Below are 25,384 nucleotides of genomic sequence, written 5' to 3' on the forward strand. Positions count from 1 at the left end.
TATAGTGCTCCTATGCACTCAACGTATCGATTAATTAAACTAAAACAAGGCATTAGGCATGTTATTTCGGCATACACCATTGAGCGCAAATGATTTACGCCAATGTCTGCGCATCGCCACGGGTGGTGCTATTGGCTTTACAATATGTAAAATATTCGCTCTGAGCAATGGTGTTTTTTTCACTGTCACACCAATGTTACTCCTCGGCTTATCACCCGTACTGACCGGCCATACGGTGCGCCAAGCGGTTGCTGCTGCAGTAATGTCGGGTATTGAGGTTGGCCTTATTGCAGGGCTTTTTGGCGGTCACCCAGGTTTAATGATCCCCATTGTATTCGTAATGTTTCTCTACCGCTTTGCAGCAATGGCACGCGGTCATCTATTTCTGTTTGGCGCTAATGGTGTGCTTAATCTCAGTGTCATGCTGCATTTCGCGAGTTACCCTGACACTAACGTTAATGAGTTAATCTTCGCTAACTTTTGGGCCACGCTGCTTGCGGTTGCTATCGCCGGCTTAATGATGCTAATTTGGCCTGATATTGAACCTAGACCTAAACAAAAACCACTACCTAAAGCGCCTAACAGAATACGCCATGAGACGCTAATGGGCGCAACGATCGCGACGATTTCTTTTATGGTCTTTCAAGTGTTTGATCTACGCGACTCCATGTCCGCTCAAGCCACCACGATTCTGCTACTTTATCCGATGAATTGGAATGGCTCACTTGATTATGCACGCAAACGGGCAATTGGCACCGTGCTTGGGGTATTATTTGGTATATCTGCACAGCTATTTCTTTACGATTGGTCGGGGCTACTGATTCTTGTTGTACCTTTATTATGGATAGGTTTGATGTTGTTTAGCCAACTACATGTCAAAGAGAATAAAGGATCAGGGGTAGGCTTTGGGGCAATGACCACGTTGGGGATACTATTTGGACAATACCTTAGTCCAGGTAATGACCTAGTGTTCAGTGCGCTTTATCGGGTGAGTAGTATCTTTGTTGCCATTCTTGCTACGTTACTGCTTTGCTACCTAGTGCATCGAATCCTAAATAGCTTTCAAGCAACACGATTTACCCACTAATATTAACGACCAGCTGTTGGCTTCTATATTTACACCCTATTGATGTGCGAATATAGAAGCTAAAAAACCTCAAATATGCCAAGCCTCAAACCTTCAAAGACCTGGCGATGAGACTTCCACACTGACTATGCCATCTGAATCTCACGTAACAGTGGGAAAGCTTGATTGACCTTTTCTTTTGTCACCACAAAACCCGTCAAGCATGAATGCTCATCATAGGCTTTTGCTACAATACCTTCTTGAGATAGATCTATTTGCCATTTTGAATTTACATCATGAGAGCCCCCAATTTGAATTGGATACTGGGGCGTTTTTACCTTCACCATCATAGCTGGCATCGTCAGTGACGACTCTTGACCTAATAGGGTACTGGCAAGTGCATTCGCGCTAAGGACGATAGGCTGTAGATACGCCATCACTTTGCCATTAATTTCAGCGCAGTCACCCAGTGCATAGACATCTGGTGCTGATGTTCTTAATTGGCTGTCCACCACAATACCTCGATTTACACTAAGACCCGCTTGAGCTGCTAACTGAATATTAGGTCTTAAGCCCGCAGCAGAAATCACGCCATCCACTTGGTAGCTCAGACCTTTATTGGAGATCACTTCTAAAGCGCCATTGGCATGGTTAAGCTCAGTGGCATAACTCAAGCATTCGACGCTGACGCCTTCTTGGCGTAACTGCTTTTCAAGTTGAGTCGATACAAAATCAGGCAGAATACTTTCCATTAATCGGCTTCCTGGCTCAAGGATATAAACTCGCTTACCGCTGGTCGCCAAATCCAACGCTAGCTCAGTTCCAATCAGTCCTCCTCCCATAATAAGCAGCGAACTGGCCTCGGCAATGCGCTGTTGAGATTGTCGATACTCATCAAGACTATTAAGAGTGATAATCTCTTGCGCACCATCACCCTTTAGCTCAGGTACAAAAGTATTGGCCCCGGTTGCTATCACTAAGCTTGAGTACGGGTATTCAACGCCATTGGCGGTAATTTTCTTAGCTTGTGCATCAATATTCTCAACTCGAGTATGCGTAAACAACTCAACCTGGTGCTGGCTAGCAAAATCCGCAGCACTTTGAGAGATCAACTCATCAGCGTTTTGTTGACGAGTGAATACATGACTAATGTCAGGTTTATTGTATTCATCGCCGCAGCCTGTGGTAAAGAGAGCGATAGGCAGATCACTCTTTTTACGACGCAGCGCTTTGACCAACTGATAGGCAGCAAACCCACTACCTACAATGATAAGTGGAGCGTTCATTATGCGACCTCCGAGTCATCTTTCTTGTACTCGACGAACACATCTTTGCCTAAGTGACAATCTGGACAAAGGAAGTAATCTGGAACATCACTCCACGCAGTACCTGGATCAACGCCTTGATTTGGCTCACCAACTTCAGGGTCATACACCCAGTTACACACGGTGCATATCATGCATTGGCAATCTGCTGAGTGGCTTTTAGTGTCGGTGTGAGTGTCCACTGGCGTAACCGTTGCAACAGATTCAGTGGTGACTGGTTTTGGCTCTGCGAACGCGATTTCAGGAGTAGTACTGTTACTCGCTAGTGCCCACTGTTTGGCAATTTGTCGTCCGTGCTCTCGGCACTCGCGCATCGCTTTACCATCTGGACGCCACTTAGTTTTTAGACTCACTGCTGTTTCAAAACCTGCATCCGTTAAACGCGCATGAATACGGTCTACCGCGCCACCGTTCCAACCATAACTACCAAATGCCGCCGCTTTTTTGTGTTTAAAACGAAGACCGGTGATCTCTTCAAGCATGCCCGCTATTTTAGGCATCATCACGTTATTCATGGTTGATGAACCGACGAAAACCCCTTTTGAACGAAACACACTAGACAGGATGTCATTCTTGTCTTGCTTTGAAACGTTGAACACTTTTACTGCAACTTTCGGATCAACATCGTGAATACCTTGAGCAATCGCATCCGCCATCATTCGAGTGTTGTTAGACATAGTGTCATAGAAAATAGTAATGCGGTCTTCTTGGTAATTGTCTGCCCACTCTAAATATTGATGGATAATTTGAGCCGGATTATCACGCCATACAATGCCATGTGACGTAGCAATCATATCCACGGGAACGTTGAAACTCAGCACTTCTTTAATCTTTGCGGTAACCAAACTGCTGAATGGCGTCAGGATGTTTGAGTAGTAACGTAAACACTGATCCATCAATTCAGTTTGATCGACTTCATCATTAAACAGGCGTTCGTCACAGTAGTGCTGACCAAAAGCATCGTTACTGAACAGCACCGCGTCACCAGTAAGGTAAGTCATCATGCTGTCTGGCCAGTGCAGCATTGGCGCTTCAATAAAGATCAACTGTTTGCCGTTACCAATATCCATCGTATCGCCTGTTTTGACTGTTTGGAAGTTCCATTCAGGGTGATGATGATGACCGACAATCGAATCAATCGCCGCTTCAGTACAATAGATTGGTGTGTTTGGAATTTTTTCCATCAATGCAGAAAGCGCACCTGAATGGTCTTCTTCAGCATGGTTGATAACGATGAAATCAATTTGGTTTAAATCAATTTCCATCTCTAGGTTTTGAAGGAATTGATAACTGAAACGATGATCGACAGTATCAATCAAGACGGTTTTTTCTTCACGTATTAGGTAACTGTTATAACTCGTACCCTTAGTCATTTTGTATTCTGTGCCATGGAAGTCTTGCACTTCCCAATCACGTTGGCCAACCCAATGAATGTTGTTTTTAACAAGAATAGTCATTTGTCTTACCTTAAAAAATATATAAATTCTGGCTTAGTAAGAGCACATAGCGTGCCAGAAAATATATTTATTATAAAACAATGACTTATTTCAGATGAAACAGATTACTTATCCTAATGATAATAATGAATTCGTTATCAATAGGATAATTGTTATCTTAATGATAATGCTATTTTAATGCCAAACGCTTCAGAAGCCGGTGCAAGTTCGCTGGAAAAATACCGAGTTGTTTTGCAGTCGTAGATAACTTCTCACCATTCTCTTGGTACGCTTTCTCTACAAACTGAAGCTTAAACTCTTCCGTCGCCTCTTTAAGAGTCAGGGTCTTAATATGCCCTTGGTTAGAAATAAACTCAGGCAATGCTGAATGAGGTCTAAGTTCCGCAATGTCTTCAGTGGATACAGTGAAGTGAAAGTGACGTGGTTGTAGAGTCAAGTGAACCTGATTGCTTTCTGCTTTTGCAATCACCGCCGCTCGATTAATAGCATGTTCAAGTTCTCGTACATTCCCCTCCCATTGATGCCCAATCAGTAACGGGTGAACCTCACGACTTAACTGGATACTAGCAACGTTGAGTTTGTGCTGGCAACGTTCTAAAAAAAAGCCGGCCAACAAAACCACATCCTTTTCACGCTCTCTGAGTGGAGGGACAAAAATCGGAAAGACACTCAAACGATGGTACAGATCGGTTCTGAATCGTTCAGCTTTAACCTCTTCGTGCAAAATCCGGTTGGTAGCGGCAACAATACGAACGTCAACTTTTATATTGCGATCATCACCCACGCGTTGAATATCACCATATTGTAAGGCCCGCAACAACTTGGCTTGCAAGGCCAGTGACAATTCACCAACTTCATCTAGAAATAGCGTGCCCTTATTTGCCATTTCAAATTTGCCCTTGCGATTGCTGATTGCACCAGTAAATGCACCTTTAACGTGACCAAATAGCTCACTTTCAGCGACTGACTCAGGTAGTGCAGCACAGTTAAGGTAAACAAATGGTTCTTGATTTCGATGTGACTGAAGATAAATACTCTGCGCCACTAACTCTTTACCTACTCCAGTTTCACCCGTTACCAGTACCGAGAGATCGGTTTGCGCCACCGCTTGAATATGCTGTTTCAGTTCTAACATGCTAGGTGAGTTACCGATAATTTCATGCTTATCACTAGAAAGACGTTTAGGTTGCACACCTTGATTGTTCACTTCACTGCCTTTCTCAAGCTTCTCCATCAGTAAAGCGGTATGCAGACTACTGGCTGCTATCGCTGATATTAACCTTAAGTTGTCATCATCAAAGTGGTCGAATTGCTCAGGGTCAAAGGCATCGATCGTGATAGCACCAATCAGTCGCTCGTCATACAGTAAAGGCAAACCAATGCAGGCATGCACTTCAAGATTTCCTTCATGATTTGGGATTAACCCATCGTAGGGATCCGCCAAGTCACTGGTGGTAGGAAAACGCACCACATCCCCTGCTCGTGCAATAGCTTCAAACCTTGGGTGTTGTTCAATCGCAAAGCGGCGACCCAATACATCTTCGCTCAGACCATTGATAGCAAGTGGAATGAAATTCTGTTCTTTATAAAGTAATAGTGCTGATGCATCACATTTGAGCATCGATCTTATCGTAGAAAGTAGCCGTTCAAAACGATCTTGCTCTGAAATGCCAGACGTCATGTCTAAGGCCACTTGTAACCATGGGTTGTGAGGGAGTATCAAAGTAAGCTCCTTAATTGAATATTTCTTTATCTTAATGATAATCCACTTATCAGAAAGATATAAAAATAGTTTATCAATTAGATAAAACTCAACCCAAACAAAAACATAAGCAACTGTAACTAAAGTGATAATAATCTTGGCATAAAAACTGTAATAGACCGAGTAATCATTGAGAAAATTGTTCTAGTGAATGCAACTCGCACTCATGCAGAGCAACGCTATTCAAATAATATTGAAGCATTCAAAATCAAATTTAGTGAGAGGTTTATTTATGTACCAGTTGTTTCTCGAGAATCGATCAGCGGAGCTCTGTCAGGAAGAATTCCAACATTGCTGTAATGCGGCACATTATTTAAAGCTGCAGGATAATCATTCAATTCGCCCATTGCGGCATATTCTGCAACACGCATCTTTTATTTGTAGCGCAATCCCAAGGTGGTTAGAGAAACGAGCGAAAGGTCAAAAAATGTTTAACACAAAGTAGTGAACCTCACTCATGGCTCAAAATGATGGACAGGGGAAAATACCCCCTGCCATCAAGATCATTAATTAAGTTTGATTCGAAGCACATGATATGGCTTAGTTGACCCTTCTTCGCCTTCGTTGAAAGCTGGGTGAAAGTGCAGAGAATTCTGTGTGACGTATAAGTAATCGCCCTGGATAGAGAAACCATCAGCCCATGACAATAACTTGTCATCTTGTGCAAAGATTTTGTAGCCGTCTTTATTCACCACACCAACAGCATTTTTCTCAATATCACCGACATAGATATCACCGTTATCAGCGATAATCATGCCATCACTTGGGCGTTTTTCACTGAAAAATTCAATCTGCTGGGCCAATGCATCTTCACTCAACGCTGTGTTAGCAAGAGCAGCGGCAGGAATACGGTAGATAGCACTACCATTCACTGTGCCAAAATATAGCCATTCATTTTTGGCATCAATGGTGATTGGATTCAGGCCAAGATAAAGCGCATCAACGCTACCATCTTCACGCTTTGTCGCCATACGTGAGTTATCAATCACAACTTCATGCGCAGGTGAAAGCAGTGCTTTATTTGATTGCAATACGCGGCGAGATTTACCGGTATTTAAATCGACAACAACAAAGGCAGGCGCAGGTTCACCATATAGATTACCTAAACTCGTATCGGCAATGTACATCTGGTTACGCTGTGTATCTAATGCAAAATCCTGTAAAAAAGAGTTACCGACCTGTACGTCTTTTCCAATTTCAATACGTTTAAATAGCTTATCGTTAACGGTATCCCATGCAAGAATTTGGGTTGGTGACGTTTCACTGCCCATATCTAACACCCAAACAACACCATCATCGGTACTATCAATACCAATTACTGAAGCCAAACCAACTTCGCCTTTATCTGGACCATCAGCCCAGTCTTGGGTTGGAAATGCTTTGGTTGAACCATCCTTCATCAATTCAACAACACGAAGTTCAGGTGCATCAAGAGGTTGCATCGAAAGAAAAGTACGCCCCTGCTTCGTTACTGTAATGTTGCCTGGTCGTGTGCCATCGAGCTTGGCAACCACTTCGATATCAGCGGCTTGCGCTGTGTTAACTATCATCGCAGTCGCAAGTGTTAGTAAGATTTTGATATTTTTCATGTCGAGCCTCATTGGTATTCTTGATGCCCTAACTGTTGTAGTCAGGACATAGTGCTATAACAAGCTGGTTTTATTTTGTCGTTACGCGATTTTATTCATTTCGTTGACCGTGAAGCTTGCGACAGAGCCTTCCGTTGCAGTCATGTAGTCTGCAAGATGCTGGTTGCCCATATGAGCCTGCCAAAGTTCACGTGATACCCAGTTTTCATAAAAAGTAAAATGCGCTGGGTTTTCGTTGTCTTGATGAAGGTCATAGTTAATACAACCTTCTTCAGCGCGAGTAATGTCGATAAGCTTGAGTAGCTCGGCCTTCACTAATTCGATTTTGTCGTCATTGGCCATAATGTTTGCAACGATAGTTAATGTAGTCATGTGATGTTCCTTTAAAAGTTTGATACCGAAATCGTCGATATTTAAAATGTCTGTAATGGTTTAGTTTTAAAGCAACCTGTCATGCCACGCTTGCCCACAGTGCCAGGCTAGTTGCCTACTAAATGTAGTTCAGCTACTACAATCAATTACTGAATAATATTTGAAAGGTTTTCAAATTTAATTTGATAATTGATTATTTGAATGCTTTAGTTTTGAATTAAGCGATTTTAGTCATTTCGTTGACCGTGAAGCTTGCGACAGCGCCTTCCGTTGCAGTCATGTAATCCGCAAGATGCTGATTGCCCATATGAGCCTGCCAAAGTTCACGTGATACCCAGTTTTCATAAAAAGTAAAATGCGCTAAGTTTTCGTTATCTTGATGAAGGTCATAGTTGATGCAACCGTCTTCAGCGCGAGTAATGTCGATAAGCTTGAGTAGCTCGGCTTTCACCAGTTCAATTTTGTCGTCATTGGCCATGATGTTTGCAACGATAGTTAATGTAGTCATTAGAGTATCCTTTGTGTTGAGTCAGTGCAGTGCGTTGTAAGCTGCGTTGTTGGTATGGATGTATAATAGTGTTTATATTGCTAACGAAAAACAGGCCATTATTTGAATAATTATCAAATTTTAATTGACAATTAACTTTCGATACTCCACTTGCTGCGATATGCTCTGATATAAAATAGAGCCGCTATCATCGGTATCGGCAACACACACATTTAAAGGTAACCGTTATGCTCTTAGAAGATTTGCAGGTCATTTTGAAAGTCGCAGAGTTTCGCAGTATTACTGCGGCCGCGACAAACCTTGATATGCGCACGGCAACGGCAAGTGCGGCAGTGAAACGTGTTGAGGCATCATTAGGGGCTGAGTTGTTTGTACGTACGACTCGTCATTTACGCTTATCTTCTGCAGGAGAGCGTTATTTGCCCCAGTGTGAAGAGGCATTGCAGATGCTTGAAAAAGCCAAGATGAACATGCGTGAAGAGCTAGGGATTATTGATGGAGAGATCCGCATCGCCCTTTCGTCTGATTTGGGTCGAAATGTGGTCACATCTTGGCTTGATGAGTTTTTGTTAGACTACCCAGACGTTTCACTTCGCTCTAGTATCAGTGACAGCAACATCGATTTTTATCGCGATTCTGTTGATGTGGCGCTGCGCTATGGCTCACCAACCGATGCGAGTATGTACGGTTTTAAGATTTGTGATGTACCAAGGCTGCTATGTGCCAGTCCTGAGTATTTAGCAAAGTACGGCACGCCATCCGAGCCAAATGATCTGCTTGAACATAATGCACTGTTTTACCAGTTACATGATATTTTGCAAAATGAGTGGTTGTTTAATGATGGAAAAGAAGACATTAAGGTAAAACTGAAAGGTAACAGAGCATCTAATGATGGCGATCTTGTTCGGCGCTGGTGTGTCGCAGGAAAAGGAATAGCGATTAAATCTTGTCTTGATATGGCCGATGACTTGCTAACAGGGAAAGTGGTCAACCTAATGCCAGGCTATCAGCCAACATCCACAGAGCTTTGGTTAATCTGCCCAAGCCGACAATCTATTACACCGACTGTCCGCTTATTAAGGGATATGTTCAGACAAAAGACCGAACAGGTTCTTATCCAAATGAAGCAGCAAGGGATTTTATTAGCTTAGTTATTGAGCTTGTGAGGGCGTGGCAGATGCCTTGCCCTCATGCAAGCGATGCTGGCCCTAATTACTGATGGTTGTTCAACCACTCACGGGTCACATCATCAACCGCTAATCCTGCTCGGCAAACCTTATAATCCAACTCTGCGATGATTTCATTTGAAAACCGCAATTGATCAAGTTGTGCCAATTGTGCTTGGGTAAATGCAATTGATCTGTCTTGTCGAAGTAATAATACAGCGCGATCAACAATACCCAATAATCCTTTCGGATCTTTTAATTCACGGATAGTGAATTGATGGTGTAAGAACTGTGGTTTCCACAATGGTACGATAACCCATTCATTATTTTCCACCGCACGTTCATAGGCACTAAAGCAATCCTCTTCTGTACCAGAGTGAAAATGATAACCCACATCATTTAATCCATACTGATCCATCATCTCAATTGAGAATCGGGTAATGCCAGCACCTGGATTAATACCTTGAATGTGTTTGTTGGTGCGCTCAACGACCTCTGGTTTTAATAGGTCACTGATTTGTGAAACAGCCTCTTCAGGGACATAATCGGGTACCCCCCATAGAGCGTAAGGCTTATAGTGCAGACCTAACTCTAACAAAGGCTCTACCGTTTCAACATCGGATTTATAGATACCATGGCTTGACGGTAGCCAGGCCGAAGAGAGCATATCGATTCGACCCGATTTTAGATTTTGGAAATTTTCTTGATGTGGTGCGTAAAAGCGCTCCACCTGAAAACCCATGTCAGTTAAGACATGACTGATTATGGATGCTGTAACGCGATGAAAAGATAAATCGGTAACACCGAGATTGATAATGTTAGACATAATGTCGCCTTATAATAAAAGTAAAGTAGGTTTTAAAATCGCATTTAAAATGCAGTGAGGCCGGAATAAAGCATTTTTGTTCCGGTAAAAAACAGAACGCTATAGCTTATCTTGTAAATCAACTCTTGAGAGATGATATTAACCATCCACACACCCGCTCTAACCCCTAAATACGCAATTGGTACTAAAACCAATGAGGTCTTCAGGTTTTGCATATCTAACTGCCCCATATAGCTGTAAGGGATAAGCTTAATAAAATTAAGCACAGTGAAAAATACCACGCTGGTGCCGATTAATTGTTCTTTCGGCAGGTTTTTTGGCAGTAGATGCATACTTGCAGGCGGTCCTCCGGCATGGGCAATCGTACTGGAAAACCCAGACAGCATGCTCAAGACATAGCCTTTTATCGGGTGGCTAAATTGAACCTGCTTTAACAAAAACTTTTGTGCTAAAAAGACCAACGCCAACCCTCCAATGATCAATTCAACAACCTGTGTCGGCAAACTACCCATAAAATAGGCCGCAGTCATTACCCCCAAAATAGCAAAAGGCATCATGCTTTTTAGCTCTGTGTAATTGCAATTTTTACGGTGGTAAAACAGCGCCATTAAATCCATACCACATAATAATGGTAATAAAATTGCTGCGGCTTGAACTGGCGATACGCTCATCGCCATCAAGGGGACCGATAGCATCCCTAAAATACCGCCAATACCTCCCTTGCCCATGCCATAGAAAAAAACAGCGGGTATTGCTGCAACATAAAACCAAAAATCTGTGATCATGATGTGTAAACCAAATAAGTCGGATGTTAAAGCAGCTGATGGTGTGCCGCGCTATAGATATGGAACTAGAATAAGGCGAATATTTAAAACTAAAAACAGCCTATAAATTGATTTATTATCAAATCAAATTTGATAATTTTTAAGTTTCAATATTGAGAGAAAATCAAATTACGATACGTGGTGACATATTCACAATTATCTATTTATTTTTGATAATAATTCAAAAGGAACGGCGTTTTTACTGTGTAATATTTGCAGTACTATGCCAGCTCAATTTCAATTTCATTGGATAAATAGCTATGTCACAGATACGTTTTCAACAGGGGCCAATACGCCCACCTTCAGAGGCAGACAGCCTGCTTATCAGAACAACGCAGGGTTGCCCGTGGAATAAATGTAAGTTTTGTACCCTATTTGAAGGGATGGAGTTCTCTATTCGCCCAGTTGAAGATATTAAGCGTGACATCTGGGCTGCGAAGGCATTTTATAAACACAGAACATTTGATAGTTGTTTTTTGCAAGATGGCGACTCATTCGCTATGGAAACTCAAGACTTACTTGAGGTGCTCAATACACTGAAAGAGGCTTTTCCGGATCTTAAACAGATCAGCTCTTATGGACGAGCGCAAACCATGACCAAAAAAACACCCGCGGAGATAAAAGCAATCTGCGATGCTGGGCTAAATATGCTCTATTGCGGTATGGAGTCGGGATCGATTGATGTGCTCAAACTGATGAAAAAAGGAATTACCCCTAAATCAATCTTGAAGTCAGCCGAATATGCCAAGCAAGCGGGCATGAAAATGATGACTTTCATTATCCTTGGATTAGGCGGAAAAGAGCTGTCAGAGCAGCATATTGCAGGAACGGCTGAGCTACTGAATCAAATCAACCCCGATGAAATTCGTATACTCTCATTGGCAGTTAAACCGGAAACTGAGTTGGATGAGTTAGTACAAAACGGCCAATTTACACCTCTAACAGAACGAGAGATGATCGAAGAACAATATCAGCTTATCAGCAAGCTAGACGGCATAACGGCTAATTATGGCAACTTCCATGGCATCAATGTGTTGACGGAACTCAATGGGCAATTCCCCCAAGATAAAGCGACATTTTTGCGCACGATTGACCAGTTTATGATGATGAATGAAAACGATCAGAATAACTTTATTTTAGGTCGCCGCACGCACTATTACGCCACACTGGGTGATATGCGTAATCAGCTTATGTATGACAGCGTACAAAAAGAACTAGACCGAATTAAGCAGCAAAATCTTGGCAATCTCGACGATATTTTCTATCAACTTCGCCAACGTATGATCTAATAGTAAGGAACAGCGCAATGATGAACAATCTAGATAATTGGACGATTCAAAATGAAAACCCAGAGCACTGGTCGTTAAAAAATGAAGTACTTACGATGCAAGTTCAAGAGGGGAATATTTTTGGAGCTGGGGCCACGGATGTAGATAACATCTTTATTTATCCGGTAGACAAGCCACAATACAGCGCGGAGGTGACGATTAATCTAGATCCGAACCTCAGTTTCGAGCAGGCTGGACTAGGTATTTACTGGAACAATAATAACTATATTAAAATCAGTAAAGAGATGTTTATGGGTGAGCGATCGCTGGTGTTTGTTGTAGAGCAAAATGGTCAACCTGATATTAAACATCGTATTCTATTTGATGAGTCGACAGTATCGTTCAAGCTGGAGAGAAGCGACATGGAAGTTCGCGCTTATTACCGAACGCGAGCGAATGCCGCATGGCTACCGATTATAAGCACTGCAGTACTATCTGGAGGCGAACAAGGTGTCATGCTTTACACCTTTAGCGGTAGAATCACAGCGCCCAACTTTGCTAAATTTAGCGCGTTTGAGCTAACTGATTTGAATTAATGGTATCTCTATAATATGAAGGGCTTTTTGACTGGGCATTGGTAATATACCTTTGCCCCATCTCTTGCTCGTAATGCCAAATAGCCGATTTCAACTTACTAAAATTTTTCAGCCTACTTGGGTAATAAAAGTTTGCTCGTCATCAACAAAAGCCACAAAACCGCCGTGATAGATAAACACCCGACCACCCCCTTCGACTAGGCAGGCAAGCTGTGGGTTCAAATATTCTTCGTTACCCTGACGTTGAAATGTACCGGTATCAGTGATTACGCCGCTAAGTGGAGGCAAATATCCATAAGTGCACTTGGCTTGATCTATCAGGCTCAATTCGCTGACGATAGAGAAGCAAGAGGGGATCGCACCGGCTTCTTCGATAAACATAGGTTTCAGTTCTTCAAAAGCTGTAATCACCAGCCAGTCGATGCCGTTAACATGATGGATAAACATAAGAGTGTCTCGGTTATTCTGATGCGGGGATTCTATCACTATCAGAAGAGTACATAGTAGACATTTATGTGGCCAAATTTTCTAATTCACTACACATCGATTTGCATCCATCTTGGTAACTATGAGACAACTATTAATGAAGGTACAATTAACAGAATATTCGTACTCCATTTAAACGTTTTGATTATAGCGACCTTCCAATTTATGCTCCCTAAGATGAAACTATGCGAGCTGAATTTTCTGATATAGATACAGTGAACGACAAGAAAGTAATAGATCAATACACCTCTTTTTTTCTGTGTGAAAATTACATTCATTACAGAGCCAATCACTAAAGCTGCAGAGGCAAAAGTTGAAACCAAAGGTGAAGAAAAAGTCATTGGTGAAACACAAGCAGGCATCAATGAAGACATGGATATTTATTGCTTGATGTTATCCGAAATATGACCAAAAAGTTCGTCCAAAACGGTCTCAATTGTTAGTTGATTTTTACACCGTTGAAGCGGCAAAATTACTGCCCGATATTCGACGTGAAAGTAAGAACAAAAACAACAAAGATGCAATGAATTATCAGAAGGTTTTAGAGGGCTTTGACCGCACTATTGATCGCTTGTTTAATGCGATCAAAAACGACAACCTTTTGCTGATTCTGTGCGACTTGATATCCAAGAAAGAACCAAGTCTTTAGCCGAAGAAATTCGACCTCAATCAAGAAACCTAGAGATGCAAATGGAAGCAACGTTTAAGTTCCATAACGCTGCTGTTCAGTACGTAAAAAATGATTACGTGGTGACGTTAGAACCTCAATTTCGGCACAGCATTATAATGAGTTTATTGTGGCTAGTGAAAGAAACCGATCACCTTTGGCTATTAGGTAATCTTGCTCAATCAAATGCAATCATTAACTACAAAACGAATAGCCTTTACAAGCACCAAGCTGCAAAAGCTTTCCGTTCTATTTTGCACATGCCTGAACGCTACAATCACTCTGTAGTGACTCGTACTGATATCGCTATGAGAACGCAAACGGGTATCCGAACGATGGTTGAATTGGAAAATGCCAACTCGTCAAACACGCTACGACCAGATGAAGTATTAATGATGAAAATTCGCAGCGAATACGCACCTCGCATTGCATCTCGACCTTACAATACTGTGAACGATATTCACGACAAACTAAACGTTCTTTCCGAGCACATTGAGAGCACTTAACTCAAAAGAATAGCTAGTTAAACTTCACAAAAACCACCGTCTAAGCAAGATATTTGGGGTAATTCACGCCCTAAATTCTTGCTTTTTTTATACCTAAACCGTGTCAACTTTTTACCTAGATTGGGAACTTTACACCCAAACTAGGTAGAATTTTATACCTAAACCATGTCAACTTTTGCCCAAACTAGGTAGAATTTTATACCCAAGGTAGGCACAAGGTTTTTACCTGCCCAAGGCAGGATTCTACCTAAACCGTGTCAAATACCTTAAATTTCATACCTAAACCGTGTCAATTTTTACCCAAGCTAGGTAAAAACGGTCAATAAATGCACTACTTAAAATGCGCATTTAAGCGTGGTGATGTGAATTTACCTAAACCATGTCTAATTTTATACCTGCCCAAGGCAGGAATTATACCCAAAGTGGGTAAAAAGTTCGTCCCAAAGTGGGTAAAAAAATTTTACCCAAACCATGTCAAAAACCCAAGCGGGCAAAGATACATCCTGCCTAAGGCAGGAACCCTACCCAAAGTGGGTAGAATTTTCTACCTAAACCGTGTCAATCGCTTTTTTAAAAAAACCCAAGTTAGGTAAAAGTTGACATGGTTTAGGTAGCGTTTATACCCAAACCGTGTCAAATCTCGCCAAATCACTACCCAAAGTGGGTAAAAAAAATTTACCCAAACCGTGTCACTGTTCATTTCTTAACCAAGCTGAGCCGAAGAACGCTGTTTAAAAAGTAGGCAACTGTCAAATTGAGCATTTTTCAAAATGGCTCAAACCCTTACCGAACAAGGCTTCGAGCGCCCTATATAAATATATAGTGATTATATAAAGATAATCTATATGGAAAAATAGGAGCCTCTTTTTTCCTTATGATTCTCATATTTTTTCTGTCTTACTATTTAATCGAACTGAGAGTGATGCTCTATAAAAATTTTCCCATACGCAATTGAGCATGGGCTTTAAATGCTTTTCTTAATACACGAAGCAAGACAACTTGAAACTGCATATCAAACGTGACAAACGCACATATTAACAATGGAAAACATTCAGAACTCTGAGTTATTTGTACCGCTATCAACTAGATGTTTATAACGATCAAAAATGGATTTCTACAGGCACTCTCACAACCCGTCACTTCATTCTAGACGACGGCTTTTTCACTATTTGGAGTTGCAAATACTCGCTAATTTGAATGAAAAGAATTGCATTACATAAAGCTAAGAGGATTAGCATTAACCATTATTATGTCTGCCATACTGCCGCATTTACTGAAACGATCATTCCTCAAGATCATAAATATCAGCACCCACAAAACGGCTAAACAAGTACTGTAGTTGATACTAATTATGAGCAGAAATTTTCATTAAAAAATATCGACAGTTTCGATTTCCCAAGAGAAGTAACTAACGTTGACCAAGCAATCAATTATGTACTAGAAAATTCGGGTTACGCCCTAACAAAATTAGAGAAAATACTCCACGAAACATTGCGTCTTTATTCACTACAAATACCACTTATTCATCGCTCTTTTTACTCGGCTTCAATACAACAAGTGGTATCCATTTTAGTCGGTGCTGCTTACTCTGTGAGAGTCGATCACATCACCCGTGATATAGACATAATTCCAAGTTAAAAGGAGTCACTAAATGAACATGAAAAACAGTGATATTTTAGAGCTAAATTAAGACGATATTTCTAGTCAGAATACGCACAGTAAAAATATGGATATTAACACTGGCAGCACAAAGGTTATCGATGACGAAAGTGAACATAAAAAAGCTTCGCACAATCTTGAAAATGAGCAGCCTCAAGCCGACATTAATGATGAGAAAGATGAACAAAATACTGAAATAGCAAAAATAAAAATGCGCTAGAATCGAGGTACAACGAAAGCAATATTGGCAACCACTTAAGTGAACTTGAATCTCAAAATAAAGAGTTATCAGAATTGCTCTCAACTGAACTTAGTAACAAAGCAAACCAAAACTACGTGTTAAGTGAGCTCCGTACTTTATCTAAAGATAATGTCGCTTTACGTGCAGAACAATCTAACCTAGAAAGCTCTCAATCTTCAGCCGCAAGCTCTTACGAATCGATGCGCAAAATCAACTTGTACTACTGCCGGATTTACACATCGAAAAACAAGTTATGGATAACGAAACGGGCGAAAAATGTGATGAAATATTGGTGGGTGGCATTAAGATAAATCTGACCGAAGGAAAGGAACTCCCATTCATAATTCAACTGAGATTGTGGTTTATTTACGTAGGGTTGATTTTTTTGCTCAGCGTGGCTTTACCAATCTCGGCAAAGACGATTGCCGAGACTAATCACATTTATACTAAATTTGAAGCCAGTGAAGATTACACACAGGACAACGGTACTAAGCTGTTAGAAATTGATTGATGACAGTGTTAGCGTTGTTTTGTGCTGATTGGCTACCTATAATTTCAGGCCAGTGGTCTACCTGATTCGCCAGTGCACCTGTCATCCCTTTCTTACTTCCCCACCATGCACCAGTTTTAAATTCATCGCTGTTTAGTAGCACATCGACATAACGTTTAGCACCAACATCTACCGAGTGTGCCTTTCCAAGCTTCTGCATCACCCACATAGCAGAATCCATGACCCACCTTTGGTGCCAAGGTAGTGACACCGTACCAGAAGTGCCACGAGCCATACCGGGATCAACCGTGATAAATCTTTTGTCTGTATGCTCTCGCGCCATGCTCATCGTCCATAATGCGCCCATGAGTTTCACTGAACCATAAATATCCGTATAGTTTTTGTTTTCAGCAAACTTGTCACCATTAACTACGCTCCTCCACTCTTCAATTGACCCCTTTTGAATAGGAGGACGACCTGCCCCCACTTCAGGGGCACCTCTTGCGGCAAAGCTTGCGACGTACATAACTGAACCACCAGTTGAGAGTTTATTTTTTTTAATCAGGTGATTGGTAAATTGAACATGTCCTAAAACATTGATCGCAAAAATAAACATTACCCCATCTTTAGTGAGTTCAGTTGGAGTGGTTCCTCCGCCACCTCCTGCGTTTAAGATAATGGCATCCACTGGCGAATCAAGGTTATCGACTGCTTGACGGCATGATTCAACGTCGCCAACATCAACAAGTAAAATTTCAAAAATTGCCTTACCGGTTGAGGCTTCTAATTGGCGAAGCGCCTCCTCAGCACGATTTTTATCACGGCATGCTAATATTATTCTCGAAATGCCCTCTTTTTCGGCGAATTGTCGTGCTGCTTCAAACCCCAGCCCCGAGTTTGCACCTGTAATTAAAACTGATGAATAGTTCATAGTATTTACCATTATTAAAAAGTGTAAAGGCGGCGCAAGGCCATGAATTAATTGTTACGACGTTCTAAAAATCAGTCTTAAATTTTTACGCAACGAACAGAAAACATGTAATCCTTAGTACTTGTAGCTCGGCGGATCTCGCCTTTATGAACATTCCACCAAGAGTAAGCAAGGGTTCGTATAATCGCTTTATTATCAGTTGAAGCACTTGCTGTCCAAAATTCAGTGTAAGCTCCTTGAGTGATATAAAACCCATTCCACTTAACTCCTGCAGGACGAGCAAAAAAACGATGAAAGCAGTCACCCTTTCGACCGATTAGATAGAATATTTGAGAGTAGATAAATGACCGACACACTACACATAAATTCAATTTCTGACCTACATGCTGCGTTAGGGCTAGGTGCTCCTACTCACCCGTTAGTGAGTTTTTTCAAAGCATCTCAGGTCAAACAGGGGGTGAAAGAAGATGTCAAAATCTGTTTTGAACTCTTTTTAATTTCTTTGAAGGATTCCGCTCATTGCACGGTTGGCTATGGTCATACAACCTATGATTTCGATAAAGGAACGATGACGTTTATGGCTCCCGGTCAAGAAGTGTTAATTGCAGCAACAGAGCCACTTGAAGATTCGTTGGGTTGGACTATTGCCTTTCACCCTAAACTGATAGCAAGGTCTGACCTTGGTAACAAAATGTCTGATTATTCTTTCTTCGAGTACCAGACTAACGAGGGTTTACACCTTTCAGAACGTGAGCGTGTGATGGCCACAGATATTGCTTCTAGCATCGCAAATGAAGCCGAAATGAATATGGATAAGCATACTCAATCGTTGATCTCCTCGAATCTTGAATTATTACTTAAGTATTGTGCTCGATTTTATGACCGCCAATTTATTGTGCGCTCTGATTTAAATCACGATTACATAAGACGTTTTAATCAGCTTTTAGACTCATATTACCAAAGCGACAAACCTTTTGAAGAAGGCATACCTACGGTTCAATACTGTGGTAAAGAGATTGGTTTATCGCCTTACTACTTAAGTGATTTACTGAAAAAAGAGACCGGTAAAAATGCTTTAGAGCATATTCATCTTTTTTTAATTGAGCGAGCTAAGAGTCTGATTTCAACAACCAATGACAGCATTACTCAAATAGCCTATGAGCTGGGTTTTGAATACCCACAACATTTTTCAAAACTCTTTAAAGCAAAAACAGGAGTAAGCCCACGGCAATATCGAAATGATCTAACCTAAATACACCAGTAATGTTTAAGTTGGGTGTTAAGATTTAGACCAATTAATCTAATCCAAATGTTGAGCGACTTATACTGCATTTTTCCGTAAACTCTCCGTACAAATTGTATGAGTTCAATATTTGCACTATAATCACTGTTATTACGGAATGTATCCGTACGCAGGAGGTCCTATGGCAACAGCACGTTTAGATATTCGCCTTGACGAAGAGATCAAAGCAAAAGCAGAAAAAGCAGTGGCTTTGCTTGGTCTTAAAAGCCTTACAGAGTATGTCGTTAGGTTAATGGACGAAGATGCAACTCATGTAATTGAAGAACACGAAAGTATCGTAGTCAAAGATAGTGTCTTCGATGAATTTATTATGGCATGTGATAAAGCAAGAGCGCCTAATCAAGCTTTGTTTGAAGCAGTAAAATTCACCGATGAGAGTGGCATCAAGTGAGTTGGGGAAAAGAGTTCGTTGAACTTAGTAAATCAAAGCATGATCGTAGCTCATTCGATTGTGGTGAGTCAGAGTTAAATACATTTATCAAAACTCAAGCAGCAAAACACATGCAAGCTGGTATTAGTCGAACGATGGTTTTACCAAGCTCTCAACCATTGCTGAATCAAAAGTACGCTATTTGTGCTTTTTATAGCGTAGCGCCTAGTTCTATCAGCCGAGAGACTTTGCCTGCTAAATTAGCGCAAAAGTTACCTAGATATCCAATCCCTGTTTTTCTATTAGCTCAGTTAGCTGTTCATAAAGAGTTTCATGGCTCAGGGCTAGGAAAGATCAGTTTGATTCGCGCTTTAAAGTACCTTTGGGAAGTTAATCATCACATGAGAGCTTATGCTATCGTCGTGGACTGCCTTACAAATTCCGCACAAGCATTTTATATGAAGTTTGGCTTTGAAGTTCTGTGTGAACAGAATGGTCATATTCGAATGTTCTTACCAATGAAAACAGTAGAACAACTTTTTAGTCAATAGGTTACTAATATAGCAAATAAGGATTAAGGTGTTGCTTGTTCAACACTCCCCCCCCCAATGTTGAACAAGCCCGAAGCCACCTTATTGAGCAAGTTGTACTATTTAGTTTGAAGGGCACGTTTCTGCCCCATTATGCATCAACAAAGTCTGCGCTGGTTCATAGACATTTGAATGGTTATCAAAAAATAATCATGCAATGCTCTTGATAAAGACCAAGTTACATTAGTAAATCCTCGTATCTCACTCTATTTGTATCTATGATTTTTTTTTCAATAAAGTCTAAAAATACCTTAACTCGAGCGGGTAAAACTCTGCCAGGTGGTCGTACCGCCCAAATTTTAGTGTCATGCAATAGTTTATAATCCGGAAGAACTTGAACCACTCGACCAGATTTTAATGAAGGTCCAGCATGCCAGTAGGAAGCCATACCAATACCCATACCTGCCTCCACTAGGTCACTGATCGCATCACCTAAGTTTAAGGAAACCGAGTTGGATACCGATACCTTATGTACTTTTCCCTCTGCACTCATTAATGCCCATTCAACAGCATGAGTAAAGGGTAAGCATCGATGTTTAAGTAAATCTTCAGGGCTTTGAGGCGCACCATACTTCTCTATGTAGTCTGGCGAGGCAACCAGTGTTATTGGGTTATCAGCCAAGCGTCTTGCTAATAGGTTACTTGAAGATAAATTACCTATACGGAAGGCTAAGTCATAGCCATGCTCGATTAAATCCTCAGTTTTATCGCTAAAGTCAATTTCTAACTCAAGATTAGGATACAACTCTAGTAACTCAGGGATAAAGGGGACGATGTAATGGCGACCATATGAAGCAGATACCGCGATCTTTAATCGACCTTGAACACTGCTCTGGTCACCTTTAAAGACATTAGCCACCTCTTCAATATCATCAATAATGCGTCTTGCATGGGGTAAAAATATTTCACCATCATGAGTCAACGTAATGGTTCTTGTTGAGCGATGGAACAGCTTTGCGCCCAACTCTGCTTCCAACTGCTGTACTCTTTGACTGGCATTCGTCGTCGAAAGTCCAAAGTCTTCGCCAGCTCGGCCAATTTTTCCTACTTCTACCACTCGTAAGAATAACGCTAAGGTTTTTAAATCAAAATTCACGCATTGCTCCTTATTGTTAATCCCGAATACTAGGATTATGTTTCCCTATTTTGGCAGATGATACCAAATTGTGACACCTATATACTCGTTAACGAATTAACCAACGGAGATAAACCAATGAAAGCAATCATTACTCATCAAGCAGGCGGCATTGAAAACCTACAGTTGCGCGACATATCAAAGCCAAAAATTAAAGATAATGAAGTACTGGTAGAAACCCGAGCAATTAGCATTAACCCAGCAGATACTAAAGTGAAATATGCTGAAGAGGCATTACTTGATTTGTACGGAGAAGAACGTCCGGTCATTTTGGGGTGGGACATTGCAGGCACAGTGGTTGAGACTGGTGAAAATGTTACTAATTTCAATGTTGGTGATAACGTCTTTGGCATGGTTAATTTCCCAGGAAATGGTAAAGCTTATGCGGAGTATGTTGCCGCGTCAGAATCACATCTCGCATTAATGCCTAAGGGCGTTGATTTTGTCGACGCAGCAGCAACCACACTTGCTGCAATGACCGCATATCAAGCTCTGAATGGCCGAGTAAGCCAAGGTGATAAAGTGCTTATTCATGCAGGATCAGGCGGTGTGGGTCACTTTGCCATTCAAATGGCGAAACAAATGGGTGCTTATGTGTATTCAACGAGTTCGAGTAAAAATAAAGAGTTTGTGATGTCGTTAGGTGCAGATGCGCACATTGATTATCGTGAACAAGACTTTGAAAAAGTACTTTATGACATCGATCTAGCATTTGACACGGTGAGTCCAGAAAATGCAGAAAAATCACTACAAGTACTGCGTTCCGGAGGTCAGTTGGTTTCTATTACGATTCGTGAGCCTTCAGACAGCATGCAAAAAATAGCATTTGAATCAGACTTAACTATTACTCCACTTCTGGTTCATTCCGACGGTGAAGACGCTGCAAAGATCGCTGAAATGTTAGCCAGTGGATCGATAAAACCCCATGTTTCGCAAACTTTCGAGTTTAAAGATTTAGCGATGGCGCACACCGCTATCGAAATGGGTCGTACGGTCGGTAAAGTTGTCGTAATGATTTAGTTTTCACGTAAGCAATTTAAGTATTGAGACAAATAAATAAGGTATTAAATTATGATTAACCAAATTATTAAATTTACAGTAAAACCAGATTACAAAGATGAATTTCAGCAAGCATTGTTAGAGAACCAATTAGCAAGTAGTCAGGAAACTGGCAACGTGCAGATGCGTATCTATGTGGATAATAAAGATGCCAATCTGTTTTTTGCTTACGACCGTTGGGTAGATCAAGATGCATTAAATTCGCACCTACAGCAATCACACACTCAAAAATTCATCACATTAGCAGAAACCGCTCTGGTTGAGCCTGCGATGGTTTTGAACCTTGGTGAAACTACCCCTGCACCGGTTGCACTAAAGCAAGCAGATGAAAGTGATGATAAGTTTAATATTTTCTTTATTTTCAAACTAGAAACGGAACACCGTGATGCGCTAATTACTCAGTTCGCAGAACATATTAAGCACACTCGTAATGAGAAAGGTAATTTATTGTTTGATTTGTTCACCGTTGATGGGAGTGATGACACGTTAGCCGTGTACGAGCACTGGAGAAAGGAATCGGATGTTTGGGATATCCACTTTAATCAACCTTACGCAAAAGTGACTGGGGCTTTGATGGAAAAAGCCGTGGTGGGTGATATGAACCAATACATGAACTTTGTTACTCAGATTGCAGGCTGATAGGATGAAATAATGACCGTTTTTTATGTCGTTAATTATGATGTTGCGGATGCTGAACTGTATGCACAATACAATCCGGGGTTAAACCATGTCACTGCCAACACGGTTGCAAAGCATGGTGGTAAGATTTTAGTCGCAACAAATGAAAGTCAGACTCTGTCGGGCCGATGTTTACAAATGAAAGTTATCATTCAGTTTCCCAGTCGTGAGGCGGCGTTAGCGTGGGATAACGACATTGAATATCGTGACGCAAAACTCATACGCATGGCTGCTACTACCAATATAGATTGCTACATTGTAGACAAATTGGTTGTTCCGTCTTAATACCAAAAATCTTATTTAAGTTTTGGTCGTCAGGGCGTATTGGATGAATAAAGTTGATCGTTACTTTTAGGGGGATTCGAATACTTTGTAGCAGAGGTTATTCGAACCTCCTTAATTGTATTGGTTTCTTAACAAGCTTTTGTTCGCTTCGTGTTGACGCGATCGTTACTGTTACTGGCACGTTCCTGCCCCATTCCATATATGGAATCCACGTATTTACAAAGTGATTTTGGTAATAAAAGTTAAGATGCGGTCGTATATTCGGCTTCTTATTGAAGGAGCTACCTTCTAGCCTTTGATGTTTTGCGCACCTACTGTCCTTATCGTGTTAGCAGCTTGCTTAGCATGACAGAATGGTCAGGTTTTCAGTAGGTTGGTCTTACCTTTTATGCATCATCATTTTGTAAAATTTTAGGACTTGTTAGTGATTAATTGGTGAGTAAAACTGGTTTATATTCAGTTTCATATCGAAGCATTGCCCATGCTGTTCGTACCACCTTATTAGCTAGTGCAATGCAGGTCTTTTTGAAGCCGATACGATCTATGATACTCCTCAACCAAGCATCCTTTTGAGTCTTCGGCTTTTCGGGTAGTCGTCCAACTTAAGACATTGCACCAAGATAGAGAAGGGAGCGTAGCTCTTTCACACCACCGCATTTATCGATCCCAACCATTAGAAGGGAACTCTCTTCACTGTAATTGATCGTTATCCCGTAAAATTCGAGCTTATTTAGTCACAAACTGCCGAATACCTTTTGGGTCATTTAATTTCCACATCCAAACCAAGTGATATTAAGGTACCTACCAGTGTTGTGAGCACTACCGATATCAATGAACCAATCAGCACATACTCAGTCATGCTTCGGTCGTCTGATTTATTCAACTCACCAAACCTAAATATTGACTTAGCCGCTAATACAAAACCCACCGCTGCATAGCTCCCCACAAGCGTAAAGGTCAGTATTAACACTCGCTCTAAGTAACCGATCAACTCACCACCTGCGATAAGACCACTAATACTAGTAGTATTTGTATCTTTATCTGATATTGGAAACTTACTTAAGACGCTGCCAATAACAATCGAAGTCGGCTTGAGAATTAGTAAGTAAGCAAAGACCACCATAACACCATCTGAGAACTTCTCATCTTGTAGTACGGCATCGATCGTTACACCATCTGCCATGTGAAAGGCAATGGCTACTAGCACCGATACATGCAAAGTCTGGTCAATAATAAAATAGGAAAAATTACCACCATTTCGTGCTCTTACTTTCCACAAATCGATAATAAAATGACTTACCGTTACGATAACTACCAAGCAAGTTGTTGAGCGCCAATCAATACCTAACGCTATAGCAGGAACTAACAACGCGACGCCGTGTAATAGTGAGTGAAAGTACAGTTCAGTTGAACGGTAAGTGTATTTTTTCTTTGCTTCTACCCATTGGTTCGGCTGGAGGTAAAAATCACAGATGATGTGAATCATCAAAAACGGTATTAGAACATCAAAAAAATTAAACATACTTGAGTCCAGCCACTTGGTTTATGAATCGCCAATTTAGCTCACTGATTAGCGGCCAACCTGAAGCTTTAAGAGACTTACTGGCAGTGGCAGTAGCAATATCAAGCTTTTCTGCTAACTCACTAATAGACAAGCCTTCATTGGTTCGAAGCATCGGAAGCATAACTTCACATTGCCGCGAGGTTAATTCCGTTAGTTGTCTATCGAGGTACTTAAAGAGTAAGTCAAAGTGCTCAGTAAGTTCGAAACGGTCAGAGTTAAATAACAACCTGTTGCTTTTTAAGGCTTTTAGTCCACGCCCAGAAAGAACAAATGCTTCACCCATCGATTCAGAGACTGACTCACGCAAATCGGCATTAGAGGCAATAGCAAGGCTAATGCGACTATCAAACACTTTGCCAAGCGCTTTAATGCCAATACGATAAATGATGGTATATCTCAGAGCGTTTTCAATATCATGTACCACGGTCTGAAATTCATCGCCGCGCTCAATGCTGTGCGCATTTGATGAATTTGCTTCGGTGATCTGTCTCTGAATGTCCTTGATTCGTTTAAGAAGTTGTTCAAACTGTTCAGATGTTAGCTTGGTTGAGTTGACAATATCGCCGCTGATCACTGCGATAGGTTTAGAGATAGGTTCCACATTAAAACTCCTTCTTTCATGTAGACACCAATTTAGCCGTTTATGGCTAATAATGCAAAT

Annotated in this window: 28 protein-coding genes and 1 pseudogene; 15 read left to right on the plus strand and 14 right to left on the minus strand. The window is 41.1% G+C overall.

Annotated features, from left to right (window positions below; genetic code table 11):
• Window positions 1-58: 58 nt before the first annotated feature.
• The gene (locus BCU68_RS06040; RefSeq protein WP_102563893.1) at window positions 59-1,087 is read left to right on the plus strand and encodes a DUF2955 domain-containing protein; all 1,029 of its coding nucleotides are present in this window, start codon (window positions 59-61) and stop codon (window positions 1,085-1,087) included.
• Window positions 1,088-1,212: 125 nt separating this feature from the next.
• Here BCU68_RS06040 and norW read toward each other — a convergent pair whose 3' ends face one another.
• The 6 genes from norW to BCU68_RS06075 form a co-directional block, all read right to left on the minus strand.
• A complete protein-coding gene (gene norW, locus BCU68_RS06045; protein ID WP_102563894.1) occupies window positions 1,213-2,352 on the minus strand; it encodes an NADH:flavorubredoxin reductase NorW in 1,140 nt (379 codons plus the stop codon).
• Entirely contained in the window at window positions 2,352-3,848 is a 1,497-nt protein-coding gene (gene norV, locus BCU68_RS06050; RefSeq protein WP_102563895.1) for an anaerobic nitric oxide reductase flavorubredoxin, read from the minus strand. The genes norW and norV overlap by 1 nt, the downstream gene beginning before the upstream one ends.
• Before the next feature lie 169 nt (window positions 3,849-4,017).
• Complete coding sequence (gene norR, locus BCU68_RS06055; RefSeq protein ID WP_198591693.1) at window positions 4,018-5,571, minus strand: nitric oxide reductase transcriptional regulator NorR; 1,554 nt, start codon at window positions 5,569-5,571, stop codon at window positions 4,018-4,020.
• A gap of 545 nt (window positions 5,572-6,116) precedes the next feature.
• Window positions 6,117-7,199 carry an L-dopachrome tautomerase-related protein gene (locus BCU68_RS06065; protein WP_102563896.1) on the minus strand — a complete coding sequence of 361 codons (1,083 nt, stop codon included), beginning with the start codon at window positions 7,197-7,199 and terminating at the stop codon, window positions 6,117-6,119.
• Between the two features lie 81 nt (window positions 7,200-7,280).
• A complete protein-coding gene (locus BCU68_RS06070; protein WP_102563897.1) occupies window positions 7,281-7,571 on the minus strand; it encodes a putative quinol monooxygenase in 291 nt (96 codons plus the stop codon).
• Between the two features lie 217 nt (window positions 7,572-7,788).
• Complete coding sequence (locus BCU68_RS06075) at window positions 7,789-8,079, minus strand: putative quinol monooxygenase (protein WP_102563898.1); 291 nt, start codon at window positions 8,077-8,079, stop codon at window positions 7,789-7,791.
• Window positions 8,080-8,306: 227 nt separating this feature from the next.
• Between BCU68_RS06075 and BCU68_RS06080 the strand changes: the two genes are divergently transcribed.
• Window positions 8,307-9,230 carry a LysR family transcriptional regulator gene (locus BCU68_RS06080; RefSeq protein WP_102563899.1) on the plus strand — a complete coding sequence of 308 codons (924 nt, stop codon included), beginning with the start codon at window positions 8,307-8,309 and terminating at the stop codon, window positions 9,228-9,230.
• A gap of 61 nt (window positions 9,231-9,291) precedes the next feature.
• Here BCU68_RS06080 and BCU68_RS06085 read toward each other — a convergent pair whose 3' ends face one another.
• Both BCU68_RS06085 and BCU68_RS06090 read right to left on the minus strand, forming a co-directional pair.
• Window positions 9,292-10,071, minus strand: coding sequence for a glycine betaine ABC transporter substrate-binding protein (locus BCU68_RS06085; protein ID WP_102563900.1), 780 nt, complete (start codon window positions 10,069-10,071; stop codon window positions 9,292-9,294).
• 44 nt (window positions 10,072-10,115) lie between these two features.
• Window positions 10,116-10,856, minus strand: a complete 741-nt coding sequence (locus BCU68_RS06090; protein WP_102563901.1) for a sulfite exporter TauE/SafE family protein — start codon at window positions 10,854-10,856, stop codon at window positions 10,116-10,118.
• Window positions 10,857-11,155: 299 nt separating this feature from the next.
• Here BCU68_RS06090 and BCU68_RS06095 point away from each other — a divergent pair, with 299 nt between their 5' ends.
• Both BCU68_RS06095 and BCU68_RS06100 read left to right on the plus strand, forming a co-directional pair.
• On the plus strand, window positions 11,156-12,184 hold the full coding sequence (locus tag BCU68_RS06095; protein ID WP_102563902.1) for a radical SAM protein: 1,029 nt from the start codon (window positions 11,156-11,158) through the stop codon (window positions 12,182-12,184).
• A 17-nt stretch (window positions 12,185-12,201) separates the two neighbouring features.
• On the plus strand, window positions 12,202-12,759 hold the full coding sequence (locus BCU68_RS06100; protein ID WP_241901284.1) for a DUF1349 domain-containing protein: 558 nt from the start codon (window positions 12,202-12,204) through the stop codon (window positions 12,757-12,759).
• Between the two features lie 108 nt (window positions 12,760-12,867).
• On the opposite strand, the gene BCU68_RS06105 is transcribed toward BCU68_RS06100, so the two are convergent.
• Window positions 12,868-13,206 carry a cytosolic protein gene (locus tag BCU68_RS06105; RefSeq protein ID WP_102563903.1) on the minus strand — a complete coding sequence of 113 codons (339 nt, stop codon included), beginning with the start codon at window positions 13,204-13,206 and terminating at the stop codon, window positions 12,868-12,870.
• Between the two features lie 300 nt (window positions 13,207-13,506).
• Between BCU68_RS06105 and BCU68_RS16920 the strand changes: the two genes are divergently transcribed.
• The 5 genes from BCU68_RS16920 (at window position 13,507) to BCU68_RS06120 (ending at window position 16,829) form a co-directional block, all read left to right on the plus strand.
• Entirely contained in the window at window positions 13,507-13,653 is a 147-nt protein-coding gene (locus BCU68_RS16920) for a hypothetical protein (RefSeq protein ID WP_157935169.1), read from the plus strand.
• A 28-nt stretch (window positions 13,654-13,681) separates the two neighbouring features.
• On the plus strand, window positions 13,682-13,894 hold the full coding sequence (locus BCU68_RS16870) for a hypothetical protein (protein WP_133126129.1): 213 nt from the start codon (window positions 13,682-13,684) through the stop codon (window positions 13,892-13,894).
• On the plus strand, window positions 13,858-14,418 hold the full coding sequence (locus BCU68_RS06110; RefSeq protein ID WP_102563904.1) for an AcaB family transcriptional regulator: 561 nt from the start codon (window positions 13,858-13,860) through the stop codon (window positions 14,416-14,418). The genes BCU68_RS16870 and BCU68_RS06110 overlap by 37 nt, the downstream gene beginning before the upstream one ends.
• 1,726 nt (window positions 14,419-16,144) lie before the next feature.
• Window positions 16,145-16,297, plus strand: coding sequence for a hypothetical protein (locus tag BCU68_RS16925; RefSeq protein WP_157935170.1), 153 nt, complete (start codon window positions 16,145-16,147; stop codon window positions 16,295-16,297).
• Window positions 16,298-16,571: 274 nt separating this feature from the next.
• A complete protein-coding gene (locus BCU68_RS06120) occupies window positions 16,572-16,829 on the plus strand; it encodes a hypothetical protein (protein WP_102563906.1) in 258 nt (85 codons plus the stop codon).
• Here the strand turns inward: BCU68_RS06120 and BCU68_RS06125 are convergent.
• Entirely contained in the window at window positions 16,807-17,739 is a 933-nt protein-coding gene (locus BCU68_RS06125) for an SDR family NAD(P)-dependent oxidoreductase (protein WP_102563907.1), read from the minus strand. The two genes, BCU68_RS06120 and BCU68_RS06125, sit on opposite strands and share 23 nt — an antisense overlap.
• Window positions 17,740-18,082: 343 nt before the next feature.
• On the opposite strand from BCU68_RS06125, the gene BCU68_RS06135 reads away from it, so the two are divergent.
• The 3 genes from BCU68_RS06135 (at window position 18,083) to BCU68_RS06145 (ending at window position 19,963) form a co-directional block, all read left to right on the plus strand.
• Window positions 18,083-18,991: a response regulator transcription factor gene (locus BCU68_RS06135; protein WP_241901285.1), complete on the plus strand. Its 909-nt coding sequence runs from the start codon at window positions 18,083-18,085 to the stop codon at window positions 18,989-18,991.
• Between the two features lie 172 nt (window positions 18,992-19,163).
• Window positions 19,164-19,433 carry a DUF1778 domain-containing protein gene (locus tag BCU68_RS06140; RefSeq protein WP_102563908.1) on the plus strand — a complete coding sequence of 90 codons (270 nt, stop codon included), beginning with the start codon at window positions 19,164-19,166 and terminating at the stop codon, window positions 19,431-19,433.
• Window positions 19,430-19,963, plus strand: coding sequence for a GNAT family N-acetyltransferase (locus BCU68_RS06145; protein ID WP_102563909.1), 534 nt, complete (start codon window positions 19,430-19,432; stop codon window positions 19,961-19,963). The genes BCU68_RS06140 and BCU68_RS06145 overlap by 4 nt, the downstream gene beginning before the upstream one ends.
• Window positions 19,964-20,180: 217 nt before the next feature.
• Here the strand turns inward: BCU68_RS06145 and BCU68_RS06150 are convergent, their stop codons facing one another.
• Entirely contained in the window at window positions 20,181-21,098 is a 918-nt protein-coding gene (locus tag BCU68_RS06150; protein ID WP_102563910.1) for a LysR family transcriptional regulator, read from the minus strand.
• 117 nt (window positions 21,099-21,215) lie between these two features.
• Here BCU68_RS06150 and BCU68_RS06155 point away from each other — a divergent pair, with 117 nt between their 5' ends.
• Genes BCU68_RS06155 through BCU68_RS06165 form a run of 3 tightly spaced genes read left to right on the plus strand, consistent with a single transcriptional unit; the run spans window position 21,216 to window position 23,159 of the window.
• Window positions 21,216-22,157 carry an NADP-dependent oxidoreductase gene (locus BCU68_RS06155; RefSeq protein ID WP_102563911.1) on the plus strand — a complete coding sequence of 314 codons (942 nt, stop codon included), beginning with the start codon at window positions 21,216-21,218 and terminating at the stop codon, window positions 22,155-22,157.
• Between the two features lie 51 nt (window positions 22,158-22,208).
• Entirely contained in the window at window positions 22,209-22,835 is a 627-nt protein-coding gene (locus tag BCU68_RS06160; RefSeq protein ID WP_102563912.1) for an antibiotic biosynthesis monooxygenase, read from the plus strand.
• Window positions 22,836-22,847: 12 nt separating this feature from the next.
• Window positions 22,848-23,159: a DUF1330 domain-containing protein gene (locus tag BCU68_RS06165; protein WP_102563913.1), complete on the plus strand. Its 312-nt coding sequence runs from the start codon at window positions 22,848-22,850 to the stop codon at window positions 23,157-23,159.
• A gap of 428 nt (window positions 23,160-23,587) precedes the next feature.
• On the opposite strand, the pseudogene BCU68_RS17160 reads toward BCU68_RS06165, so the two are convergent.
• The 3 genes and pseudogenes from BCU68_RS17160 to BCU68_RS06180 all read right to left on the minus strand — a co-directional run.
• A pseudogene (locus tag BCU68_RS17160) lies at window positions 23,588-23,833 on the minus strand (IS110 family transposase); the annotation flags it as partial.
• A gap of 86 nt (window positions 23,834-23,919) precedes the next feature.
• Complete coding sequence (locus BCU68_RS06175) at window positions 23,920-24,681, minus strand: DUF3307 domain-containing protein (protein ID WP_102563914.1); 762 nt, start codon at window positions 24,679-24,681, stop codon at window positions 23,920-23,922.
• Window positions 24,674-25,324, minus strand: a complete 651-nt coding sequence (locus BCU68_RS06180) for a hypothetical protein (protein WP_102563915.1) — start codon at window positions 25,322-25,324, stop codon at window positions 24,674-24,676. The genes BCU68_RS06175 and BCU68_RS06180 overlap by 8 nt, the downstream gene beginning before the upstream one ends.
• Window positions 25,325-25,384 lie beyond the last annotated feature (60 nt).

Source organism: Vibrio sp. 10N.286.49.B3 (assembly GCF_002873395.1).
Classification (GTDB): Bacteria; Pseudomonadota; Gammaproteobacteria; order Enterobacterales; family Vibrionaceae; genus Vibrio.

Coding starts and splice junctions, on each gene's coding strand:
- BCU68_RS06080 (WP_102563899.1), top strand. CDS start 8,307: ATGCTCTTAGAAGATTTGCAGGTCATTTTGAAAGTCGCAGAGTTTCGC.
- BCU68_RS06125 (WP_102563907.1), bottom strand. CDS start 17,739: ATGAACTATTCATCAGTTTTAATTACAGGTGCAAACTCGGGGCTGGGG.
- BCU68_RS06120 (WP_102563906.1), top strand. CDS start 16,572: ATGGATAACGAAACGGGCGAAAAATGTGATGAAATATTGGTGGGTGGC.
- norV (WP_102563895.1), bottom strand. CDS start 3,848: ATGACTATTCTTGTTAAAAACAACATTCATTGGGTTGGCCAACGTGAT.
- BCU68_RS06155 (WP_102563911.1), top strand. CDS start 21,216: ATGAAAGCAATCATTACTCATCAAGCAGGCGGCATTGAAAACCTACAG.
- BCU68_RS06070 (WP_102563897.1), bottom strand. CDS start 7,571: ATGACTACATTAACTATCGTTGCAAACATTATGGCCAATGACGACAAA.
- BCU68_RS06135 (WP_241901285.1), top strand. CDS start 18,083: ATGACCGACACACTACACATAAATTCAATTTCTGACCTACATGCTGCG.
- BCU68_RS06065 (WP_102563896.1), bottom strand. CDS start 7,199: ATGAAAAATATCAAAATCTTACTAACACTTGCGACTGCGATGATAGTT.
- BCU68_RS06165 (WP_102563913.1), top strand. CDS start 22,848: ATGACCGTTTTTTATGTCGTTAATTATGATGTTGCGGATGCTGAACTG.
- BCU68_RS16925 (WP_157935170.1), top strand. CDS start 16,145: ATGGATATTAACACTGGCAGCACAAAGGTTATCGATGACGAAAGTGAA.
- BCU68_RS06075 (WP_102563898.1), bottom strand. CDS start 8,079: ATGACTACATTAACTATCGTTGCAAACATCATGGCCAATGACGACAAA.
- BCU68_RS06140 (WP_102563908.1), top strand. CDS start 19,164: ATGGCAACAGCACGTTTAGATATTCGCCTTGACGAAGAGATCAAAGCA.
- norW (WP_102563894.1), bottom strand. CDS start 2,352: ATGAACGCTCCACTTATCATTGTAGGTAGTGGGTTTGCTGCCTATCAG.
- BCU68_RS06175 (WP_102563914.1), bottom strand. CDS start 24,681: ATGTTTAATTTTTTTGATGTTCTAATACCGTTTTTGATGATTCACATC.
- BCU68_RS06085 (WP_102563900.1), bottom strand. CDS start 10,071: ATGTCTAACATTATCAATCTCGGTGTTACCGATTTATCTTTTCATCGC.
- BCU68_RS06090 (WP_102563901.1), bottom strand. CDS start 10,856: ATGATCACAGATTTTTGGTTTTATGTTGCAGCAATACCCGCTGTTTTT.
- BCU68_RS06040 (WP_102563893.1), top strand. CDS start 59: ATGTTATTTCGGCATACACCATTGAGCGCAAATGATTTACGCCAATGT.
- BCU68_RS06105 (WP_102563903.1), bottom strand. CDS start 13,206: ATGTTTATCCATCATGTTAACGGCATCGACTGGCTGGTGATTACAGCT.
- BCU68_RS06095 (WP_102563902.1), top strand. CDS start 11,156: ATGTCACAGATACGTTTTCAACAGGGGCCAATACGCCCACCTTCAGAG.
- BCU68_RS06160 (WP_102563912.1), top strand. CDS start 22,209: ATGATTAACCAAATTATTAAATTTACAGTAAAACCAGATTACAAAGAT.
- BCU68_RS06100 (WP_241901284.1), top strand. CDS start 12,202: ATGATGAACAATCTAGATAATTGGACGATTCAAAATGAAAACCCAGAG.